At 71.2% G+C, this 20,161-nt stretch carries 14 protein-coding genes; 3 read left to right on the plus strand and 11 right to left on the minus strand.

Annotation, left to right across the window (positions count from 1 at the left end; translation table 11 throughout):
* Positions 1-193 precede the first annotated feature (193 nt).
* The 3 genes from WME75_RS02340 to treS all read right to left on the minus strand — a co-directional run bounded on the left by WME75_RS02340 (position 194) and on the right by treS (position 5,543).
* Complete coding sequence (locus WME75_RS02340) at positions 194-733, minus strand: hypothetical protein (protein WP_437485980.1); 540 nt, start codon at positions 731-733, stop codon at positions 194-196.
* Positions 734-838: 105 nt separating this feature from the next.
* Positions 839-1,705 carry a hypothetical protein gene (locus tag WME75_RS02345; protein ID WP_437485982.1) on the minus strand — a complete coding sequence of 289 codons (867 nt, stop codon included), beginning with the start codon at positions 1,703-1,705 and terminating at the stop codon, positions 839-841.
* 442 nt (positions 1,706-2,147) lie between these two features.
* Positions 2,148-5,543: a maltose alpha-D-glucosyltransferase gene (treS, locus tag WME75_RS02350; protein WP_437485984.1), complete on the minus strand. Its 3,396-nt coding sequence runs from the start codon at positions 5,541-5,543 to the stop codon at positions 2,148-2,150.
* Positions 5,544-5,967: 424 nt separating this feature from the next.
* Between treS and WME75_RS02355 the strand changes: the two genes are divergently transcribed.
* Together WME75_RS02355 and WME75_RS02360 are read left to right on the plus strand one after the other, a co-directional pair.
* Complete coding sequence (locus WME75_RS02355) at positions 5,968-6,567, plus strand: hypothetical protein (RefSeq protein ID WP_437485986.1); 600 nt, start codon at positions 5,968-5,970, stop codon at positions 6,565-6,567.
* Between the two features lie 137 nt (positions 6,568-6,704).
* Positions 6,705-8,306, plus strand: coding sequence for a serine/threonine-protein kinase (locus WME75_RS02360; protein ID WP_437485987.1), 1,602 nt, complete (start codon positions 6,705-6,707; stop codon positions 8,304-8,306).
* A gap of 26 nt (positions 8,307-8,332) precedes the next feature.
* On the opposite strand, the gene gspC is transcribed toward WME75_RS02360, so the two are convergent.
* From gspC to WME75_RS02375, 3 genes are all read right to left on the minus strand, one after another.
* Entirely contained in the window at positions 8,333-9,271 is a 939-nt protein-coding gene (gene gspC, locus WME75_RS02365; RefSeq protein WP_437485989.1) for a type II secretion system protein GspC, read from the minus strand.
* Between the two features lie 302 nt (positions 9,272-9,573).
* Entirely contained in the window at positions 9,574-11,361 is a 1,788-nt protein-coding gene (locus WME75_RS02370; RefSeq protein WP_437485991.1) for a cytochrome b N-terminal domain-containing protein, read from the minus strand.
* Positions 11,358-11,918: a ubiquinol-cytochrome c reductase iron-sulfur subunit gene (locus tag WME75_RS02375; RefSeq protein ID WP_437485993.1), complete on the minus strand. Its 561-nt coding sequence runs from the start codon at positions 11,916-11,918 to the stop codon at positions 11,358-11,360. The genes WME75_RS02370 and WME75_RS02375 overlap by 4 nt, the downstream gene beginning before the upstream one ends.
* 271 nt (positions 11,919-12,189) lie before the next feature.
* Here WME75_RS02375 and WME75_RS02380 point away from each other — a divergent pair, with 271 nt between their 5' ends.
* Entirely contained in the window at positions 12,190-14,550 is a 2,361-nt protein-coding gene (locus WME75_RS02380; RefSeq protein WP_437494730.1) for an autotransporter assembly complex protein TamA, read from the plus strand.
* Positions 14,551-14,611: 61 nt separating this feature from the next.
* Here WME75_RS02380 and WME75_RS02385 read toward each other — a convergent pair whose 3' ends face one another.
* The 5 genes from WME75_RS02385 to WME75_RS02405 all read right to left on the minus strand — a co-directional run bounded on the left by WME75_RS02385 (position 14,612) and on the right by WME75_RS02405 (position 19,988).
* On the minus strand, positions 14,612-14,965 hold the full coding sequence (locus WME75_RS02385; RefSeq protein WP_437485995.1) for a hypothetical protein: 354 nt from the start codon (positions 14,963-14,965) through the stop codon (positions 14,612-14,614).
* A gap of 179 nt (positions 14,966-15,144) precedes the next feature.
* Entirely contained in the window at positions 15,145-17,523 is a 2,379-nt protein-coding gene (locus tag WME75_RS02390; RefSeq protein ID WP_437485997.1) for a (Fe-S)-binding protein, read from the minus strand.
* A 239-nt stretch (positions 17,524-17,762) separates the two neighbouring features.
* Positions 17,763-18,458, minus strand: coding sequence for a hypothetical protein (locus WME75_RS02395; protein ID WP_437485999.1), 696 nt, complete (start codon positions 18,456-18,458; stop codon positions 17,763-17,765).
* A gap of 13 nt (positions 18,459-18,471) precedes the next feature.
* Positions 18,472-19,308 (minus strand): TrmH family RNA methyltransferase, encoded by an 837-nt coding sequence (locus WME75_RS02400; protein WP_437486001.1) that lies wholly within the window; start codon positions 19,306-19,308, stop codon positions 18,472-18,474.
* 152 nt (positions 19,309-19,460) lie between these two features.
* The gene (locus WME75_RS02405) at positions 19,461-19,988 is read right to left on the minus strand and encodes an ureidoglycolate lyase (RefSeq protein ID WP_437486003.1); all 528 of its coding nucleotides are present in this window, start codon (positions 19,986-19,988) and stop codon (positions 19,461-19,463) included.
* Between the last annotated feature and the right edge of the window lie 173 nt (positions 19,989-20,161).

Genomic DNA, 20,161 nt, shown 5'->3' on the forward strand with positions numbered 1-20,161 from the left:
CCGAGCGGACAGGCAGTTGCCCCCCCGGACGCGACCAAGCCATCGAGGGCACGAGTATGTCCTAACATGGCGAGCGTCCAAGCAGCTCCGTCATAAAAATCGCGCATGCATCGCTCGTCCGATGACGAAATTGCGTCGATCATAGAAAGATGTGGCCAGGTCGCCTTGCTTCGGCGCTCCGCAGCGCGGTGGGCTATCCAGCCCTGAGCGCCCGCGTGGACGAGACTGCCCTGGCAGCGAGACGATCCACCTCTCGACCGAGCCAGGCGAGAAAACCCTGGTTCCAGGGAGGGCCCTCTGGCCAGCCTGCACGGATGCGATCGGCGAGCTCGAGATCCCAGCTCCCGTAGAGGTCCACGAGAGCGTCATGGGCCCTGCGGCCGGCCAGCGCTTCAGGGGCCCCGCGAAGCTCGCCCCCGTGCGCGAAGGCGTCGTCGCAGACATAGTAATTGCACGTCGCCGCGCGCCGCTGCGGCGGGATGGTGCAACCCTCGGGACCGTGGAAAGCGCACCTCTTCGGCAGCGGGTGGCCGTCGCTGCCCCGGGGCTCGACGCGCAGGATGAGCAGGCCGCGCCGGCCGGGGCGCAGGGTGCCTGCGGTCATCTGATCGAGCAGCCAGCCTGCGCCGCCGAGCGACACGATCCTCCCGATGTCCGACCACTCGACCCCCGGCGGGCTGGCGCAGCAGCCCGTCGGCCCCTGCGGGCAGGCGCCGCACAAGGTCGAGTGCAACCGCGTATGCGCACCTGCGAGCTCCAGCCGGATCATCCAGCGCTCGAGGATAACGGCGCATCCCGCTTCGTCCAGCGCGCCGGCGCCCTCAGCGGAGGACCGGGATCACCACACCCCGCTGAGCGTCATGCCGCTGGCCGACGCGGTGATCTCGGCGCGCGGGTGGGTGAAGAGCGCAAACCCGAGCGTGCCGGCGGCCAGCACGCCGCCCGCGATGAAGCTGGCGGCGCCGAGCTCGCGCGCCGTGAACATGGTGTTCTCGTACCGGGCGGCCCGCTTGCACTCCGGCGCGATGAGGCGAAGGCAGTTGTTGCCGCCGACGCTGCGCGCGGTCTCGTTCCGGCTCATCTCCGCGTCGTGCGCCACGACCATCAGCCCGCCGCCGAGCGCCAGGAAGAGCGTCGAGGCCGCGACGCCCCCGAGGATGAGGCCGGTCCGCAGCCCGGAAGCCGGCGGCGAGCTCGCGAGCGCAGGACCCCTCGTCGGCGTGGGCCTGAGCGCCGGAGCCGTCACATCGAGCCGTACGTCGCGGATCTCCCCGCGGCGGACATCGACGTCGACCCGGACGGCGGCGCCGCTCAGCGTTGCCACCACGGCGTGGCGCCCCGGGTTGACGGGGATCGTCTTGTCGCGCTCGACCGAGACCTGCTCGCCGTCGATGGTGCAGGTCGCCCCGGCAGGGAGGACGATGCGGAGCTCGCCGACGAGCTGGCGCGCGCGCGCCAGGTCGAAGATCCGCGACTCGTAGAGGTCGCGCTCCTCCGGCGTGCTCGGCGGCCGCATGATCTCCTTGCAGAGCGACAGCCAGCGCACGGCAGCGGGCGCGTCACCGATCCGGTAGGCGAGCGCCCCGATATTGCAGGCGGCGACCTGCGAGCGCTCCAGTTTCCAGATCGCCTCCCAGAGCTCCCGCGACTCGGCGAAACGACCCTCCGCCTGCGCGGCGTTCGCCTGCGCACGCAAGCGGGTCACCGCGTCATTATTTGCGGGCTCGGCGTGTACATTGGATGAGAAAATCAGAAGAGCGGCGGCAATGCGCAGTCCCAAGCCGAGTTGCGACATCGTGCTCACTGGGTAGGACCTCCTGGCCCGAGGTTCAGGTCAACCGCGCTCCTGGGGCTGTCCGTCGGCCGCGCAGGCTGGCAGCCTAGCAGAGACAGCCGCCGCACGACTCGACTCTTCGCCTGTCGAGCGGGCCAATCGCTCCACACCAAAGCACCTTCCCCTGTCGAGCCCCGATGCGAGCGCCGCCGGATACATCCGCGCGACGCGGGCGGGCTCGGGGCACCGAGCCGCACCGCGCGCCTCCGTCAGGTCTCCGCGAGCGCTGTACGTCGGGCGCGCGCTCGGCAGGGCGCGCCCGATGCGTTCTGACCGGCTGAACGGAGAGAAAGAGGAGGGGGCAGGTCGTGGATTACGCCTTGGGCGTAATCAGCTGCTCCAGCCCGCGCAGCGGGATGTCCAGCCAGTCGGGCCGATTGTTGAGCTCGTAGCCGACCTCGTAGATGCACTTTTCGAGCATGTAGAAGTCGAGCAGGAGCACCGTGTCGGCGTCGCTCGCGGGCACGAACGGCGCCCAGTCGTCGGTCCGAGCCTCTGCCGTGGCCTGGGCGCGCGCGATCGTCTCCAGGTAGCCCGCGAGGTAGCTCGCGGAGACCCAGGCCACCCAGGCGTCGGTCCACGGCTTGAGCACGGCGACGTCCTCCGGCCGGATGCGGCTGTCCCGGAGCGCCGAGGCGCCGGCGTAGTCGAACGAGCGCAGCATCCCCGACACGTCCCGGAGCGGGCACCGCTTGTAGCGGCGCTCGCTGAGCGGCCTCGCCGGCTCGCCCTCGAAATCGATCAGGATGAAGTCGTCGCCCGTCGAGAGCACCTGGCCGAGGTGGAAATCTCCGTGCGAGCGAATGCGGGTGACGTTGAACTTCCGCGACAGGATCTGCTGGAGCTTCGCGTTGATCTCGGCCTCGCGCGCGAGCAGCGCCGCCGCGTGCTCGCGCACGTTCTCGGGGAGCGCGCGCTCGCGCTTCCGGATCACGGTGAAGGTGCGCGAGAGCATGCCGTGCGCCGACTGGAACAGCGACTGCTGGTGCAGCGTCGTGAACGGCTGCTGCCCGAACGCAGGATCCTTGCTCTCCTTCCCGAGCGTGAGGTGAAGCTGCGCGGTGCGCTCGCCGAGCAGCCGCATCCGCACGAGATCGGTGCCCATCAGCTGGTTCACCACGGGGGGAGGCGTCGCGCGCGACGCGTCGACGAGCGTGCCGGCCGGCATGGGCGGCGCGCTCCCCTTCACCGACTCCTCGTCGGCGAGCACCCGCTCGAAGAAGCGGTTCAGCGACTCGAGCGTGGTCTTCCAGGCGTCGCTCTGGCTCTGCACGAACTCCTGCAGCATCGCCACCGTGGTCGTCTCGCGACCGCGGCCCTGGTACTCGATCGCCCCGGCGAGCCGCGCCGTCGCGGGGAACTGCTGGTCCGTCAGGAACCTGCCGATCTCGATCTCCGGGTTGATGCCCTCCTCGACCTGCCGGAAGATCTTGAGGAGCAGCTTGTCGCCGTAAATGATGGTCGTGTTGCTCTGCTCGCTCTCGGCGATGCGCGCCGTGAGCTCTCCCTCCGCGCCGAGCGCCTCGAGCGTCGTCCCGAGCGGCAGGGCATGGAGCTCGCCGGCGGCGCCCGTCGCGACGCCCCGCGCCCGGATCGCGGCGAGGATCAGCGCGGCGAACTCCGGGGTGGTCAGCGCGTCGTATAGGACGCCCTCGGGCGACGCCGCGCTCTCCGGGTCCGGATCGCGCACCGTGACGTCCGCGATCACCGCGTGGCGCGTGCGCGTCGCGAGCGCCCGCGCGTGCTCGCCCGTGGCGAAGCCGACCGGCACGACGTACGTCTCCGGCGAGCCGTCCGTGTACTCGATGCGCACCAGCAGGAGGTAGTGCTCCGCCACCGCCTGCTCGTTGCGCACGATCGGGACGACGTCCGCGAGCGTCGTGGCGCGCCGGGTGCGCGCCTTGCCGCGGAACCAGCGACGTGCCGCGATGAACTTCCCGAGCGCCGGCTCGAGCGCCCTGCGCCCGTCGGGGGAGAGCAGCGCCCGCCACGAGCCCTTCGTCGAGATCGCGGGCGCCGCCTGGCTCTCGCCCGCGGAGGCCGCCGGCGTCGCGGGCTCCAGCGCGAACCAGAAGAAGTCATGCGGCCCGAGCGAAAGGGAGTAGCCGCGGCTCGTGACCTCCGGGAAGCGGCTCCTGCCGAACAGCTCGACAGGCACCATGCCCTCGAAGCGCGCGAGATCGAGCTCGACGTACTGCGCGTACCGCGACAGGTTCGCCACGATGAGCAGCCGCTCGTCCCCGTGCGCGCGGATGAACGCGAGCACCTTGCTGTTGTCCGGGTGCAGGAACTCGATCGTGCCGCGGCCAAGCACCTTGTGCTGCTTGCGCAGGGTCATGAGCCGCTTCATCCACCAGAGGAGCGAGGCGGGGTTCTGCTGCTGCGCCTCGACGTTGATCGCCTCGTAGTGGTACTCGGGGTCGATGATGATCGGCAGGTACAGCTTCTGCGGGTTCGCCCGGGAGAAGCCGGCGTTCCGATCCGCGCTCCACTGCATCGGCGTGCGCACGCCGTCGCGGTCGCCGAGATAGATGTTGTCGCCCATCCCGATCTCGTCGCCGTAATAGAGGACGGGCGTCCCCGGCAGCGAGAAGAGCAGCCCGTTCATCAGCTCGATCCTGCGCCGCGTCTTCATGAGCGGGGCGAGCCGCCTCCGGATGCCCAGGTTGATCCGCGCCGTGTGCTCCTGCGCGTAGACGCGGTACATGTAGTCCCGGTCCTCGTCGGTCACCATCTCGAGCGTCAGCTCGTCGTGGTTCCGGAGGAACGTCGCCCACTGGCAGGTCTCGTGGACCACGGGCGTCTGCTTCAGGATGTTGACGATCGGGAAGCTGTCCTCGAGCTCCACCGCCATGAACATCCTGGGCATCAGCGGGAAGTGGAAGTTCATGTGGCACTCGTCGCCGTCGCCGAAGTACGCCGCGGCGTCGGCGGGCCACTGGTTGGCCTCGGCGAGGAGCATGCGATCGGCGAAATTCGCGTCGATGTGGCGCCGGACCTTCCGCAGGAACTCGTGCGTCTCCGGCAGGTTCTCGCAGTTCGTCCCCTCGCGTTCGTAGAGGTACGGCACGGCGTCGAGCCGCAGCCCGTCGACCCCCATCTCCAGCCAGAAGTCGATCACCTTGAACACGGCGGCGTGCACGTCCGGGTTCTCGAAGTTGAGGTCGGGCTGGTGGGAATAGAAGCGGTGCCAGTAATAGGCGTTGGCCACCGGATCCCAGGCCCAGTTCGACGTCTCGAAATCCTTGAAGATGATCCGGGCGTCCTTGTAACGGTGGGGCGTGTCGCTCCACACGTAGAAGTCGCGCCAGCGTGAGCCCTTGGGCGAGGTCCGCGCCCGCTGGAACCACTCATGCTCGTTCGATGTGTGGTTCAGGACGAGCTCGGTGATGACGCGGATGTCGCGGCGGTGCGCCTCGCGCAGGAGGCGGGCGAAATCGCGCCGGGTCCCATAAGACGGGTTGATGCTGGCGTAGTCCGCGATGTCGTATCCGCCGTCGCGAAGCGGCGATGGATAAAAAGGCAGGAGCCAGATCGCGGTGACGCCGAGGTCTTGAAGGTAGTCGAGCTTGTCGACGAGCCCCTCGAAGTCGCCGATGCCGTCGGCGTTCGAATCGCTGAACGCGCGGACATGGACCTCGTAGATGATCGCGTCCTTGTACCACAAGGCGCTGCCTTCGGCGGGCGGGGGCTTTTGATCCTGGCTCATGGCTGCTCCGACGGATGCGCGTTAATCCGCGCGACGACGCCGGGCGCTCAGGACACAGCGGTACGGGCCTGATGCGGCGTGTGCACGCCGCCCGGGCCAGAGGAGGCCAGGAAGGCAAGGCACGCTGCGGAGGTCCACCACTGGGCGCGCACTGCCGTCCCACGCAGGTGACGCAGAACACGTGTATAGTTTAACTACTTGGAATTGCAAGACCGCGCAGGCCCGACCTCGGATAGCACGCCACGCGCGGGGCGCAAAGCGGCGCGGTGACAGCGAACGCGCCGCGCAGCGCTGCGCGGCGCGTTCGCTGTCGAGGTCGCTGCTTCGCGAGCTCGACCCACACGTCGAACCGCAGCCGGTGTAAGAAGCGCCGGCACCTCGTCCTGTGATCGGGCGAGCTCATGCCCATCGAAGGAGCATTCTCATGATGCGTGTCTTCCAGGTACTCCCGCTCTCCCTCGCAGCGCTCGGAGCGCTCGCGTGCTCGTCGACCCCTGAGCCGACGATCGACCCGAGCAACCCGTGCCCGCCGGGTCAGTGGTGCGCCTCGGCGGTGCCGACCACGACCGCGACGGCGGTGCCCACGACCACCACGGTCGCGCCCGCGGGCCCCACCGCCACGCCGATCCCGCCGGTCGCCGCGGTGGCCGCGACGCCGATCCTGCAGGGGATGGGCACGACGGAGGCCCCGGGCATGAAGGCGGACGGCGGGCCGTTCGCGGGGCAGTTCCAGGAGGGCCAGACGCTCGAGCAGGACATCAACATCTCGGCCGGCAAGTGCTACACGGTCGTCGGCATCGGCATCGGCGTCCAGGAGCTCGACATCCAGCTCGTGTCGCAGCCGGCGCCCGCGCTCCCGCCCGTCGTCCTCGCGCAAGACAGCACCACCGGCGCCGCGGCGACGCTCGGCGGCAAGGCCTCGGGCTGCTGGAAGAACCCGCTGCCGGTCGGCGGACCGGGCAAGGTGATCCTCAAGGCGACGAAGGGCGCCGGGCTCGCGGCCGCGCAGGTCTTCTCCAAGTGAAGTAACGGCGCCGCGCGCGGGCAGGGAGAGCGAGCCGGCGGAGCGCGCGGCGAGGGCGCCGCTCTGCTCTTCTATTCCCGCCGCCTGCGTGCTCCCCTAAATGCAGGCGGACGCGGCTTTGCGCCGCGCGCGACGCCATGAGCGAGACCGTATTTCTCGGCCCCGATGCCAGCAGGACCTGCGCGAGGTCGCGCTGGGACTGGCTGGCGCCGCGGCTCCCCCCGGACCTCGAGCAGGAGGCGGTGCGGCGCGTCGCGTGGATGTCGCTCTGCACGCTCCTCGTGGGCGCCTTCGGCTTCATCGTGTCCGAGCTCATCCCGGGCCTGGAGCTCGGCCCTCACCTGATCCGCTTCGCGGTCTACCTGCCGTTCATGCTCGTCTCGGCGGCGCTCTTCGTCGTCGCGCGGCGTCGGCTGCTCTCGCCGTCGGGGATCGTCGATCTCTCGTTCGCCTACAAGATCCTGGGCGCCGCCTCGATCGCGGTCGTCACCAACGCGCAGCCGTGGCCGGAGGGGCCGATGCTGCCGGGCTGGTCGCCGGTGGCCATCTGGGTGCTGATGTTCCCCATCATCGTCCCGGCCCCGAGCGTGCGCACGCTGCTCACCTCGACGATGGCGATCCTCACCGAGCCGGCGTGCCTCTGGGTGCTCGTCCGGTCGGACTTCATGGAGGTGCCCTCGCGCGAGGCGATGTTCCGCCGCTTCTTCCCGAGCGTCATCGCGCTGGCGCTGTCCGTGTTCGTGTCGCGCGTGGTCTTCGGGCTGGGGCGCAAGCTCGACGCGGCGCGGGAGCTCGGCAGTTACCGCCTCGTCGAGCGGCTCGGCGGCGGCGGCATGGGCGAGGTGTGGCGGGCAAAGCACCGGATGCTCGCGCGCCCCGCGGCCGTGAAGCTGATCCGCCCGGAGGTGTTCCTGGGCGAGGCGGCGAGCAGCGGCAACGCGAAGGCGCGGTTCGAGCGCGAGGCGCAGGCGACCGCGGCGCTCCGGTCGCCGCACACGATCGGCATCTTCGACTTCGGCGTCGCCCACGACGGGTCGTTCTACTACGTGATGGAGCTGCTCGACGGCATGGACCTCGACACCCTCGTCAAGCTGGACGGCCCGCAGCCGCCCGCGCGGGTGGTCCACCTGCTCCGGCAGGCCTGCCATTCGCTCCACGAGGCGCACAAGGCCTTCCTTGTGCACCGCGACATCAAGCCGGCCAACCTCTTCCTGTGCCGCTACGGCGCGGATCTCGATTTCTTGAAGGTGCTCGACTTCGGGCTCGTGGCCGAGCGCAGGAAAGACGCGGCCCCCTCGACGCTGACCGCGGACAACGCGATCACCGGGACGCCTGCCTTCATGGCCCCGGAGGTGGTGCTCGGCGATCGCCCGGTCGACGGCCGGACCGACATCTACGCGCTCGGGTGCGTCGCCTACTGGCTGCTCACGGGCGCCCTCGTGTTCGAGGCCGAGACCGCGATGAAGACGGTGCTGCTCCACGCGACGGAGGTGCCCGTCGCGCCGTCGAAGCGCGCGGCGCGCCCGATCCCGCCGGCGCTCGATCGGCTCGTGCTCGACTGCCTCGAGAAGGATCCGGCGAGGCGGCCGCAGTCGGCGCGCGAGCTGTCCGAGCGGCTCGCCGCGCTCCGCATGGACGCCGAGTGGACCGAGCGGCACGCGGGGGCGTGGTGGGAGTCTGTCGCGCCGCCGTCGCTGGCGGGCCGGGCGGCCAAGGCGGCCGTCGACGCCTTCGGCTGAGCCCCGCGGGCGCCGGGCCGAGGTCCTCAGCGGATGTTGAAGTCGACGGTCATCAGCTGGCCGCCGCGCTCGATCGCGACGGACAGGTGGTCCGCGGTCCGGAGCCGCGCGTAGGCCTCCAGCGCCTTCTGCGGATCGGTGATGTCGAAGCCGTTGATCGACCTCAGCGAGTCTCCGCTCTCCAGCCCGAGCGACTCGAGCAGCGAGCCCCGCTTGATCCTGAGCTTCAGCCCGACGACCCGGCCCCCTTGCCTCTCCGGGATCACCCGGGCGGAGCGCATGAGGAGCGCCTGCTGCTCGAGGATCTGGTCGACCGCCGCCCGGTCGACGTGGATCTCCGTGGCGCTCACCCGCCGGATGCGGGCGGCGATCTCCGGCGGGATCGACCTCATGCCGTCCTCGCTCCCGACCGGCCTCGCCTGAGGCCGCAGAGGCGGCTGCGGTTCCGGCGCCTCCTCGCGCGCGGTCTTCCCGAGCTGCAGCTGGCAGCGCGCGCCGCCCGCGGCGATCCAGACGCGGTCCCAGGTGATGCGCGCGAGCGTGCCGCCCGGCGCGTCGCCGCCGAGTCGCCGGAGCTGCGTCCGCCCGTCGGGGCCCTCGATCGCCGCGAACGACCACGCGTCGTCCTGCGAGGCCGCGATGAGCACCACGCGTCCGGCATCGCAGAGCGGATCGCTCCACGGATCGCCGCCCGCCTCGGGCGTGCGCTCCTCGGGATCGCCGCCCGGCGGCGGGAGGAGCGGCCCCGTCGTCGAGTCGAACGGGTTGCGCTGCAGGATCGGGTCGGCGTTCGTCGCGTGGAGATCGTCGCGCTGCGCGCGGCCTTCGACCTGCGGCCGGGAAGCCATCCTGGAGGCTCTGTCCGGGATGATCGTCCTCCCGAGCAGGTGCGAGACCCCCGCTGCCTGAAAATAGGCTGCGGACGCGAGCAGCGTGCCCGCGATCCACGGGAAGTGATGCTTCACAGCCGCATCCAGGTCCACGGATCCTGCTCTTTCTGGGCTCGCGCGCGCCGCCGCCGGGGCGAGCGCCGCGCGCACGCAGGTGTGGAGGCGACCGTGCAAGATGCCGCCACCGGCTCCCCCTCTCGGAGCGCAGAGCACCGCGCGTGCCGGCGTGCCGCGACACGGCAGCGCGCGCGATCACCGGCCAGCGCGCGCCTTGACCCGAACGGATCCGCGCGCTCCGGCGAGCGCCGCGCCGGCGTTCATCGAGAGAGCGTGCAGGGAGGGAGGTCTGGGACGGCGTCAGCCCGCGAGCGGATCGCTCAGGGCTTCTTCTCGGGCGCGCTGGCGGCGGCCGCGGGCTCGCCGCGGCCGCGGCGGTGAACCCAGGCGGCGAGGACCTTCCGGTCGTTCGCGGAGATCTTCTCCTCGAACGCCGGCATGTGGCCCTCCAGATCCTTCGACATCGCCGCCGGCGGGTAGGCCTTGCCGCTGCCGGGGTTCGTGATCTGCGCCTCGATCCACGCGACCGAGGCCCAGCCGCGGAGCTCGGGCGCGGCCGACTCCTCGTCGTCGGTCTTGCCGTCGAGCCGGTGGCAGCTGGTGCACCGCTGCCGGACCAGCGTCTCTCCCTGCGTCCCGGCGCTCCGCTCCCCGCGCGCCTGCGCCTCCAGGAACGCCGCGATCGTCTCCTGGTCGGCCGCGCTCATCGGCGTGAACATCTTCGCCGCCTCGGGATCCGCGGGCGGCTTGACCATCGACGGCATCATCTCCTTGAACGCCGTCTTGCCGAAGAGGTGGTCGGCGTCGGGATCCCTCAGCACCTCGAGCGCCCAGGCCTTCGTCCCGAACCCGGTGAGGTCCGGCGCCGTCTGCTTGTCCTTGGGCGGGCCGAGATCGTTCAGCCGGTGGCAGCTCGCGCACTCCTTCTTGTAGAGGTCCTCGCCGCGGATCTCGGGATCGTTCCGGAGCATCGCGAGCGCGCCTTCGGGCGGGACGCCCTGCTTGAACAGCGCCATCGCGCGCGCGGTCCGCTGGGCGTTCTGCACCTGCGAGCGCTGGAAGCCCTCGTCCTTCGCGTCGGACGCGTACGACTTCGCCAGGAAGGCCACGGCCCCGAGGCCGATCAGGAACAGCGGCGCGAGCGCCGGCAGCCGCGCGCGGAGCGGGCCGGGCTTCCTGTCGATGAACGGGAGCAGGGCGAGGTACAGCCCGATCACCCCCGGCAGGCCGACCGTCGCGATGAGCTCCAGCGAGCCGGGGAAGAACTTGCGCAGCTCGAAGAGCGGGCGGAAGTACCACGCCGGGCGGGCGTTGTAGTCGCTGACCGGGTCCGCGGGCGCCTCGAGGGGGGCGCCGTGCTCGATGGCCGCGAGATCGAAGAGGACGACGAGCACGACCGCGCCGGCCAGGAGGATCATGCCGAGCTGCTTCGGGTAGAACCGGTCCGCCCTCGTGAGGTTGGCGCCGTGGGGCGTACCGAAGCCGTGCTTGCGGAACAGCGCGAAGCTCGCGGCGAGCAGCAAGGCCGTGACCGCCGGCAGCACGAAGACGTGCAGGGTGTAGAGCCGCGTCAGCGTCATGTGGCCGAGCGAGCTGCCGCCGACGACGAGCTCCTGCGTGAGCGGCCCGACGACGGGGACCGCGCCCATGATGCCCGTCTCGACGCGCGTTCCCCAGTAGCCGTCCTGGTCCCACGGGAGCGGGTTGCCCGTGAAGGCGAAGCCGAGGATCACCCCGAGCAGGCCGAGCTTCAGGAACCAGCCGACCTCGCGCGGGGCGCGGTACGCCCCGTGGATCGCGATCTGCGCCACGTGGACCGCGATCAGGATGACGAGCGCCTGCGCTCCGAAGTAGTGGAGGCCCCGGATGAGCCACCCGGCGCGCAGGGTGAAGTTGATGTGCGCGACGCTCGCCCACGCCGTGGTCGCGCTCGGCGCGTAGGCCGACATGAGCAGCGCGCCCGTGACGGCCTCGACGAGCAGCAGCAGCGCGAGCGCGCCTCCCCAGACGTAGCCGATGCGCGCGCCGCCGGGGATGGGCGCGTCCAGCAGGCGACGGAGCGGCTCGCGGTACCCGATGCGCTCGTTCAGCCAGTCGCCGAGACTCATCCTGCGATCTCCTCGAGCGCGGCGGTCCCGTCACGGTAGCGCCGGTAGTCCACCTCGACCCAGCCGTCCACGACGCGCGTCGCGAGCGGATCCATCGGGCGCGGGGACGGTCCCGTCTCCGGCGCCCCCGACAGGGCGAAGCGCGACGAGTGGCACGGGCAGTTGAAGGTCTTCTTGTCGCCGTTGAGCTCGATCCCGCAGCCGAGATGGGGGCACGTGGCGCTCATCGCGCGGATCTTCTCGCCCTCCCGGATGACCCAGATCGCGCCGAGCATCTGGTCCTTCGCGACCGTGAAGGCGTCGCGCTCCTCGCCGATCACCTTGAGGCGCCGCGGCTCGTCCGGCGGGAGATCCGCGAGGCGCCCGACCCGGACCCAGCGCTCGCGCCCGCCCGCCGAGCCGGCGTTGTCCGCGGCGGGACCGGCGATGAAGCTCGCCGCCGGCACGGCGATCGCGCCGGCGTAGGCCAGGCCGCCGAGCGCCACCAGCGCCTTCAGGGCGCCGCGCCGCTCCTCGGGGGGCGGACCTCCGAAGGGCGCGCCTGCGCTCGCGGGCACCCCAGCCCCAGGCTCGTGCGGCAATCCATATCCCGGGTACCCCGCGGCACCAGGTTCCTTTTGCGTCGGCTCTGCCATCTCGTAGGCTCTCCCTCGCTCGCGCCGCTCTCCGGAGGCCCACCCAGACTCGGAGCGGGCCTCCGGCGGCCGAAGCGGACGGCAGCATATCGAAAACACAGGCGTAACGTTGAATCCTCGCCATCGCGCCCACCGAGGCCATCGCATCGCCGCCGGCCCAACCGAAAGTTCTCTTTCAGGTGTTCCGGTCCCGCTGGCTCGGTTCGTCGCCGCAGCGCTCACGACGTGCGCGGCGCTCGGGGTTTCCGCCTGTGCCGCTTCGCGTCAGCCGCCGGCGTGCACGCGTCCCGATCTCGGCGGGTGCGCCATCGAGGAGGTCTCCTTCGACGGTGACGAGGTGATCAGCGGCGACGAGCTCGCCGAGCGGATCGCGACGGCCGAGAGCTCGCATCTGCTCGGCGGCGCGCTCGAGCCCGTGCCGATCCTGAGCATCTGGGACGCGCTCACGGTCGAGTACGAGCGGTTCGATCGGTTCGTCCTCGAGCGGGACATGGCCCGCATCGAGCGGTACTACCGGGCGCGCGGGTTCTACAACGCGCGGGCGCGCGCGGCGCGGGTGCAGCGCACCGGCGGCCCCGGCAAGGAGGGGCGCGTGCGGGTGCGCATCGTCGTCTCCGAGGGACAGCCGGTGACGATCGCGTCGGTGGATCTCCAGTGGCGGGACTGGACCCTGGAGAAGGGCAAGGACATCGCCCGGCCGGTGACCGAGGCGAAGGGCCGGCTGCGGGTCGGCGAGCGCCTGGACGAGGAAGAGTACGAGGAGCTGAAGAAGACGCTGCTCCGGGTCCTCACGGATCGCGGCTTTGCCTACGCGACCGTCGAGGGGCACGTCGACGTCGACCTCGTGAAGAACGAGGCGCGGGTCCGCTACACGATCGAGCTCGGCCCCGAGAGCACGTTCGGCGAGGTCAAGCTGGAGGGGCTCGGCGAGCTGCCGGAGGCGCCCGTCAGGACGGCGATCGGCATCGAGGAGGGCGAGCGTTTCTCTACCGCGGCGCTGGCGGACGCGGAGCAGGCGCTGGCCGATTTCGGCGTGTTCGGCGCCGTTGCGGTGAAGCCCGAGCTCGCGCCCCCCGGGCAGCCGAGGAACCCGGTCGTCCCCGTGACGTTCTCCGTGGAGCCGGCCGCGCTGCGCGCCGTGAAGCTCGGCGGCGGCGCCGAGGTCGGCTCGCGCGTCGAGGCGCACCTCGTCGCCGGGTGGGAGGATCGCAACTTCCTCGGCGGCTTGCGCCGCTTCAACATCGAGGCCCGGCCGGGGCTGGTCTTCTATCCGATGGAGTTCGCGAACCTGTTCGGCAAGGAGCTCGGGGACACGTTCCGCCTCCTGCCCGAGATCCACCTGCGGTCCGAGCTCCGCCAGCCGGGGGCGTTCGAGCGGCGCACGGCCGCGGTGCTGCGCGGCTCGTTCAAGCTCTATTGCCCGCAGACCGGGGAGTTCTGCACCAAGCCTGATGAGAAAGCCGACACGGACGAGGGGGAGCCAGGAAGCGCCTCAAACCCTCCTCAGGAGCCCTTGGACCACGCGATCGTCGGCTACCGCGAGTACGTCGGCTCCATCGGCCTCGAGCGGCCCTTTCTGAAATCGGACCTGAACGCGGCCCTCCTCTACAACATTCAGCTGAACAGCCCGTTCACCTACAACCCGGCGCCGTTGCCCCCGGGTTTCGGGACCCTCTTCATTCCTTACCTCCAGGCGCTCGTGTCCTATGACCGCCGTCTGAACCGGGCGGGGAAGCCCGACCGGCTCACCCCCCATCACGGCTACTACGTCGCGCTGGACACGCAGCTGGCCGGCTATCTCGGGTTCGACACCGCGCTGGCGAGGGCCGTGGTGGGCGAGCAGGACGAGAGCAACAAGCGGTTTCACGCCGCGCGCGACATCCGCTTCCAGCCCGAGTTTCGCGCCTACCTCCCCGTCTCGAGGCGATGGACCCTCGGCTTCCGCCTGATGACCGGGTGGCTGTTCACGGGGGACTACGGCGACGCCTCCCTGGATCCAGCCGCGTGCGACGCCCTCGGGGGCGAGGACAGGAACACGTGCCAGAGAGATGTGGGGGCCGACCTGCAGCTGATGCAGTTCCGCGGGTTCTTCAGCGGCGGCGCGACGAGCAACCGCGGATACGGGTACAACGAGGTCGGCCCGCACGCCCGCGTGCCGAGCCTGACAGCCGATGAGAATGCGAACGCCGAGGACGCCCCCCTGGTCCCCATCGGCGGCAGGCTGCTCTGGGAGGCGAGCCTCGAGCTCCGGATACCGCTCGGCGAGAGCTTCGGCACCGTGATCTTCGCCGACGCGAGCGACGTCACCCGGGAGCACCGGCTGTTCCGCCCGGACGCGCAGCGCCTGCACCTCTCGGCGGGCATCGGGCTGCGCTACACCACGCCCGTCGGCCCGCTGCGGTTCGACGTCGGCTACCGCGTCCCCTGCATGCAGGTGCTCGGCGTCTGCCATGAAACCCAGGCAGATGGCTGGCCCGACGACGAGAGGCGCCCGGGCAAGCTGTTCGATGTGCTGCCCGTCGCCGTGAACCTGGCGATCGGCGAGGCGTTCTGATGTCCAGGGCTCCGCCCGGCGGGCGGCGGCGCGGCCCGCACCTGACGCCGCGGAGGCGGGCTCAGCCCTCTTCTTCCTCGACGTTCCAGGCGGACAGCGCGGTCATCCCGATGGCGACGGCGCAGCCGCCGCACAGGGCCGGCTCCTCGATCCGGAGCTCATCGCCGCGCGACCACACGTAGAGGCCGCGCCCGGCGGGCTCTCCCTCGATGGCCGCGTCGCACACGTCGCAGCGGAGCTCCGTGGCGCCCGAGGCTGCTTGATGCGCGCGCAGCGCGCTGTCGGCGATCGCGTCGACCGAGATGCAGATCGGATGAATCAATGTCCCCGTGAGCCGGTACTCCGCGCTTGCGGTTCCCTCCGGCGTAGGGCGGGGGTCCACGTTCGCGGTCCCCTTCAGAGCGCCTTCAATCACATCCACCTCCGGCGGCACGGCCGAATCTAGCTCAGGCCGAGACGGGACGCACGAGAAGGCTGCGCCTGATCCTCGTCAGGCGTGCTCCAGGGCGCAAATGTAGGCAAATACGCGGAACGTGCGCCGTGGAGCCCCGCGACGCGGCGGCTCCCCGTGCGCTCACAACGGAAATAGAGGGATCAGACGGTGGCGGACGCGGCCGTCTCGGAGCCGGCGGCGTCCTGGGAGGCGGCGTGGCTGCCGGTCGAGCGGTCGAGGGCGCAGCTCTCCTCGAGCAGCTCGACAACGTCGAGCTGGCGGATCGACTCCTCCTTGGACTGATCCTTGAGGCCGTCGGTGATCATCGTCTGGCAGAACGGGCAGGCGGTCGCGATCGTCTTCGCCTCGGTCTGGAGCAGCTGCAGCGTCCGCTTGACGTTCATGCGGTCCTTGTTCTGCTCCTCCATCCACATCTGCGCGCCGCCGGCGCCGCAGCAGAGCCCCTTCTGCCGGTTCCACCCCTCGGCCTCGACGAGCTGCAGGCCGGGGATGCGCTTCAGGATGTCGCGCGGCTGCTCGTACACGTCGTTGTAGCGGCCGAGGTAGCAGGAGTCGTGGAAGACCACCTTCCCCTCGACCGGCTTCCTCGGGACGAGCTTCTTCTCGGCGACCAGGCCGAGCAAGAAGTCCGTGTGGTGCACGACCTCGAACTTCGCGCCGAAGTCCGGGTACTCGTTGGCGAGCGTGTTGAAGCAGTGGGGGCAGGTCGTGACGATCTTCCGGATGCCGCCCTGCTCCTTGTAGCCGTTCAGGGTCGCGGCGTTCTGCTCGGCCAGCATCGCGAAGAGGTACTCGTTGCCCGCGCGGCGCGCCGGGTCGCCGGTGCAGGTCTCCTCCTGGCCGAGGATCGCGAAGTCGACGCCGGCCGCCTTCAGGAGCCTGGCGGTCGCGCGCGCGATCTTCTTCGCGCGGTCGTCGTAGCTCGCCGCGCAGCCGACCCAGTAAAGCACGGGCGCCTGCGGCTTCTCGGCCAGGGTCGGGATCTCGAGCCCCTCGGCCCAGTTGCCGCGATCGATGCGCGCGAGGTTCCACGGGTTGCCGTTGACCTCCATCGCGTTGAACGGATTCCCGAGCTCGGCCGGGAACTCGCCCTTCACGAGGACCAGGTGGCGGCGCATGGAGACGATCTTGTCGACGTAGCTGATCATCACCGGGCACTGCTCCTCGCAGGCCCGGCACGTCGTGCAGGCCCAGAGCACGTCCGGGTGGACGACGTTCGCCACGAGGTCGACCGGCTTGTACCCCGCCTCCGGGACCGGGACCGGGTTCTCCTGCGCCGCCTGCTCCGCGTGCCCGGCGTCTTCCTGCGCCTCCGCTCCCTGGCCTTCCTGCGCCGCTGCGCCGTCGCCGGCCTGCCCGTTCGCCTGGGTCGCGTGGCCGTCGCCGGCGAGGCCCCTCGGGCCGCCCGGCCTGTTGATGAACTCGCTCTCCCGGCCGTACAGGTGGTCGCGCAGGTCGAGCGTGAGCTGCTTGGGGCTCAGGATCTTGCCCGTCTTGTGGGCCGGGCAGTTGTCGCTGCAGCGGCCGCACTCGGTGCACGTGTAGAAGTCGAGGATCGCCTTCCAGGTGAAGTCCTCGATGCGTCCGATGCCGACCGGCGCGGCCTTCTCGGGCTCCTCGGCGGCCTTCATGACCATCTCGCCGATCGCCTCGGCGTTGCCCGCGACGAGCGGCAGCCGGCCGCGCGGGTCGAGGGCGCGCGTGAAGACGTTCGGGATCGCCGTGATGATGTGGAAGTGCTTCGAGTGCGGGAGCAGGTTCATGAACACGAGCACCAGCGTGACGTGCGTCCAGAACCCGATGTGCGCGAGGACGACGAGGGTCCCCGGGCTCGCGCCGCCCAGGAGCACGGCGAACAGCGAGCCCGCCGGGGCGGGGAACAGGTGCCAGCGGAGCGCCGCCGGGTCCGCGGGGACGCCCGCGAACGGGGCGGTCACGGTGGCGATGCGCTCGCAGAGCGTCGCGTCGTCGGGGCCGCACGCCGCCGTGGACCCGCGGTGGTGCAGCGCCAGCGCGGCGCCGTCATAGAGCATGTCGGCCACCATCATCGTGACGATGATGCCGAGGATGAGGAGCCCCTCGCCGGACAGGGTCATGCGCCGCTCGCGCTTGATCGCCCGGTAGTAGATGAACACGAGCGCGCCGGCGACGACCAGCACGGCCATGACGTCCTTCACGAACTCGTAGATGCCGCCGAGCGGCACCGCGCCGATGCCCGGCAGCCGCACCGGATCATGCCCCAGGATCCAGAGGTCGAACGCCGGATCGAAGCCGCGCCCCCACAGCATCAGCGTGCGGAGCAGGAGAACCAGGAATCCAACGAAGATGAGCTTATGCGCCAGCCCGGCGAGCGGGTAGTAACCCATCTTCCGCTGCCGGAAGGCGTACTCCCAGGTGCCTTTGAGGCGCTCGGCGAGCCGGTCGAGCCGGCCTTCCCCGCGCCCGACCTTGAGGAGCTGCCAACGCCGGTTGGCGCTCCACGCAAAGGCCGCGAAGAGGCCGACGAGCAATGTGAGCATCCAGATGGGATTCATTCGCGGGACGTCTCCGGGTGTAAAATGGCCACATCTTTTAAGGTGGGGGGATGGTGGACGTCAACCGCGCGGCGGCGGCGAAGCGCGCGGAGCGCTGTCGCCGGATCCCTTTCCTGCAAGGGCGGATACGCCGGTGCGCGATCGCAGTGCGCGATCGCATCGCGGGTCGCGTCGCGCTCTGGCCGGGAGGCGCGGCGGTGCGCCTCGCGCGCCTCGTCAGCGGCTCAGAGCGTGAACTCGACGCTCTTCTCCTCGCTCGCGGCGGAGGGAGACAGGTCGAGCGCCATGCTGTACGAGCGCTGGCCGACCCGCGCGCTCAGGCGGACGCGGATGGGCGCCGTCGCGTCGTTCAGCTTGTCGAGCCGCACGACGACGCGGTAGCGGCCCCGGGCCGGCTCGCCCTCGGTGAGGAAGACGTTCTCCACGTTCTGCTCCTGGCACTCGCCGCTCACGCGCGGGCAGTCGCGGTCCTTCATCAGGCCGCTCGCCGTCGGCTCCCCGACGCGGGCGAGCTCCCCCGACGGGTCGTAGACGTTGAGATCGACGTCGGCGTCGGCCTCTTCCCAGGCGATCGTGAACTGGAGGATCCCGGTGTGGAGCCCGCACCCCTCGTCGATCACGCCGTTGCAGTTGTTGTCGCGGGCGTCGAAGCAGAGCTCGACCCCGGTCGGCGTGCAGGCCATCTCGAGCCCCACGCCCTCGGGGACCCGGAGGTCCTTCGGCTCGAGGGGCGGCCTGGGCGGGGGCGGCGGCACCTCGATGCAGCCGGCGAGGGGCAGGGCGACGAGCGCCGCGCGCAGCGCGCCGCCGAGCGCCGCGCGCGCGACGGCGAGGCGCGCGAGGAGGCCGCGGGGGGCTGGCGGGCGCGGGACGGCGCCGCGGGCGCGGCGATCGCGCCGCGGGGGACCGGGGCTTCGCATGGGGTGCTGCATGCTACCCGCCTTCCGGCTCCTTCGGGGCGCCGGCGCCGCGCTCTTCCCGCGCGGGCGCCGCGGGCGGCGTCCGCGCCTTGGGGCCGCGCGGCTTCGGGGGAGGGGACGGCGCTCCTCCGAGCGGCAAGGGCAGGTGCATGCCCCGCGCGGCGAGGATCTCCGCCGCGTGGGCGACGGTGAGCACCAGCGCGCGGGCGTAGAGCCTGGTCTGGGTTGGCTCGGGCAGATCGCCCGGGCGGCCGTGCGTCGCGTGCTCGAGCAGGATCGCCGCGGTGACGCTCACGTTGAGGCTCTCGGCGAAGCCCCGCATCGGGACGCGCACGGCGCGGGCGCACGCGGCGGCCAGGTCGGGGCGGATCCCGTCGCGCTCGTTGCCGAGCACCAGCGCGAGGCGGGGGATGCTTGCGAGATCGCGCGGGGTCAGCTCGCCGTCGGGGTGCGTCGCGACGAGCTCGTGCCCCGAGGCGCGGAGCGTGGCGATCGCGGACTCGGCGGTCGCGTGCGTGCGCACGTCGACCCAGCGCTCGGAGCCGCGCGAGACGGTGTTCGAGACGAGGAACGGCTCGGCCCGCTCGATGATGTGCAGCCGCTGCAAGCCGAACGCGTCGCACGAGCGGAGCACGGCGGCCCCGTTGTGCGGGTCGTGCGGCGCGTCCATGGCCACGGTGACCGCGTCGAGGCGCGACGCGATCACCCCGCGCAGCCGGGCCCTGCGCTCGTCGGTGACGAACTCCTCGAGGGTGCGGGCGACGGCGGCGACATCGAGGGCATCGAGCGCGGCGAGCAGCCTTCGCTGCTCCTGCGCGACGAACGAGCAATTGGGGGTCGAGCGGCGCATGGACGGTTCGGGGCGCCTCTATAGCGCGGCGCGCGCCCGGAGGCTGCGGCGCCGCGCGGCCTTTGGGACCGCCTCCCGCCGCCGCGGTCCTTGCCTGCGGCGCCGGCGCCGCGCTTTGCCGGACCCCGAGCGACGGCGGAGCGGTCCGGCGGTCAGGGGTCGATCGCGATCGCGACCCGCTCGCCCTCTCCGTACTCGACCACGGCGCAGTCGCCGGGGGAGCCGTCTTCCCAGACCAGGCAGACGAAGTCGACCTCGGCGTCGAGCGCGATCATGGGGTGGTGCCACACGCCGGGGCGATAGGTGATGCCCTGGGCGCCGTGGGCGACGAAGGCGGCGAGCGTCGTGAGGTCGGGCCGGTCGCCGCCCAGGGCGACCACGACCAGGTAGCGCCGCGCGTTCATCGGCACGAACGCCTGCGTCGAGCCGGGGTGCTTCTCGAGCAGCGCGATCGGGAGCGGAAAGCTCGAGCGCGGGGCGCAGCGGAACACCGAGACGTTCAGCGCGGCCTGCGCGGGGCGGAGGTTCTCGATCGCGGCGAGGTGATCGAAGCGACGGGCGGTCCCCTGGTTGGCCGGCCTGCCGGGCTGGCCGTGCGGCGAGGCCATGAGGATGTCGCCGTACGGCGCATAGGCTGCAGGGCTGAGCGAATGGGCTGCGATGCGCGGGCGGTGGCTCATCGGAACGGGCGGCTGTGGCGGTGTGCCACGCGTGTGGCCCTCCTGCGGCGAGAGCGCCGGGCTGCGGGCACGATCACGAGGGCGAAGGGTATCACGTGCACCGAAGTCCCGGTGGCGCGGCACCCCCGCGAGCGGCACGGGGCCGGGGTCTTGCATGACGTGGCGCGACGCCG

The sequence above is a fragment of the Sorangium sp. So ce1014 genome, assembly GCF_051521505.1.
Classification (GTDB): domain Bacteria; phylum Myxococcota_A; class Polyangia; order Polyangiales; family Polyangiaceae; genus Sorangium.

Excerpts from the sequence above, each read along its gene's own strand:
- WME75_RS02370 (WP_437485991.1), bottom strand. The coding sequence starts at position 11,361 with ATGAGTCTCGGCGACTGGCTGAACGAGCGCATCGGGTACCGCGAGCCG.
- treS (WP_437485984.1), bottom strand. The coding sequence starts at position 5,543 with ATGAGCCAGGATCAAAAGCCCCCGCCCGCCGAAGGCAGCGCCTTGTGG.
- WME75_RS02400 (WP_437486001.1), bottom strand. The coding sequence starts at position 19,308 with ATGCGCCGCTCGACCCCCAATTGCTCGTTCGTCGCGCAGGAGCAGCGA.
- WME75_RS02390 (WP_437485997.1), bottom strand. The coding sequence starts at position 17,523 with ATGCTCACATTGCTCGTCGGCCTCTTCGCGGCCTTTGCGTGGAGCGCC.
- WME75_RS02360 (WP_437485987.1), top strand. The coding sequence starts at position 6,705 with ATGAGCGAGACCGTATTTCTCGGCCCCGATGCCAGCAGGACCTGCGCG.
- WME75_RS02355 (WP_437485986.1), top strand. The coding sequence starts at position 5,968 with ATGATGCGTGTCTTCCAGGTACTCCCGCTCTCCCTCGCAGCGCTCGGA.
- WME75_RS02395 (WP_437485999.1), bottom strand. The coding sequence starts at position 18,458 with ATGCGAAGCCCCGGTCCCCCGCGGCGCGATCGCCGCGCCCGCGGCGCC.
- WME75_RS02405 (WP_437486003.1), bottom strand. The coding sequence starts at position 19,988 with ATGAGCCACCGCCCGCGCATCGCAGCCCATTCGCTCAGCCCTGCAGCC.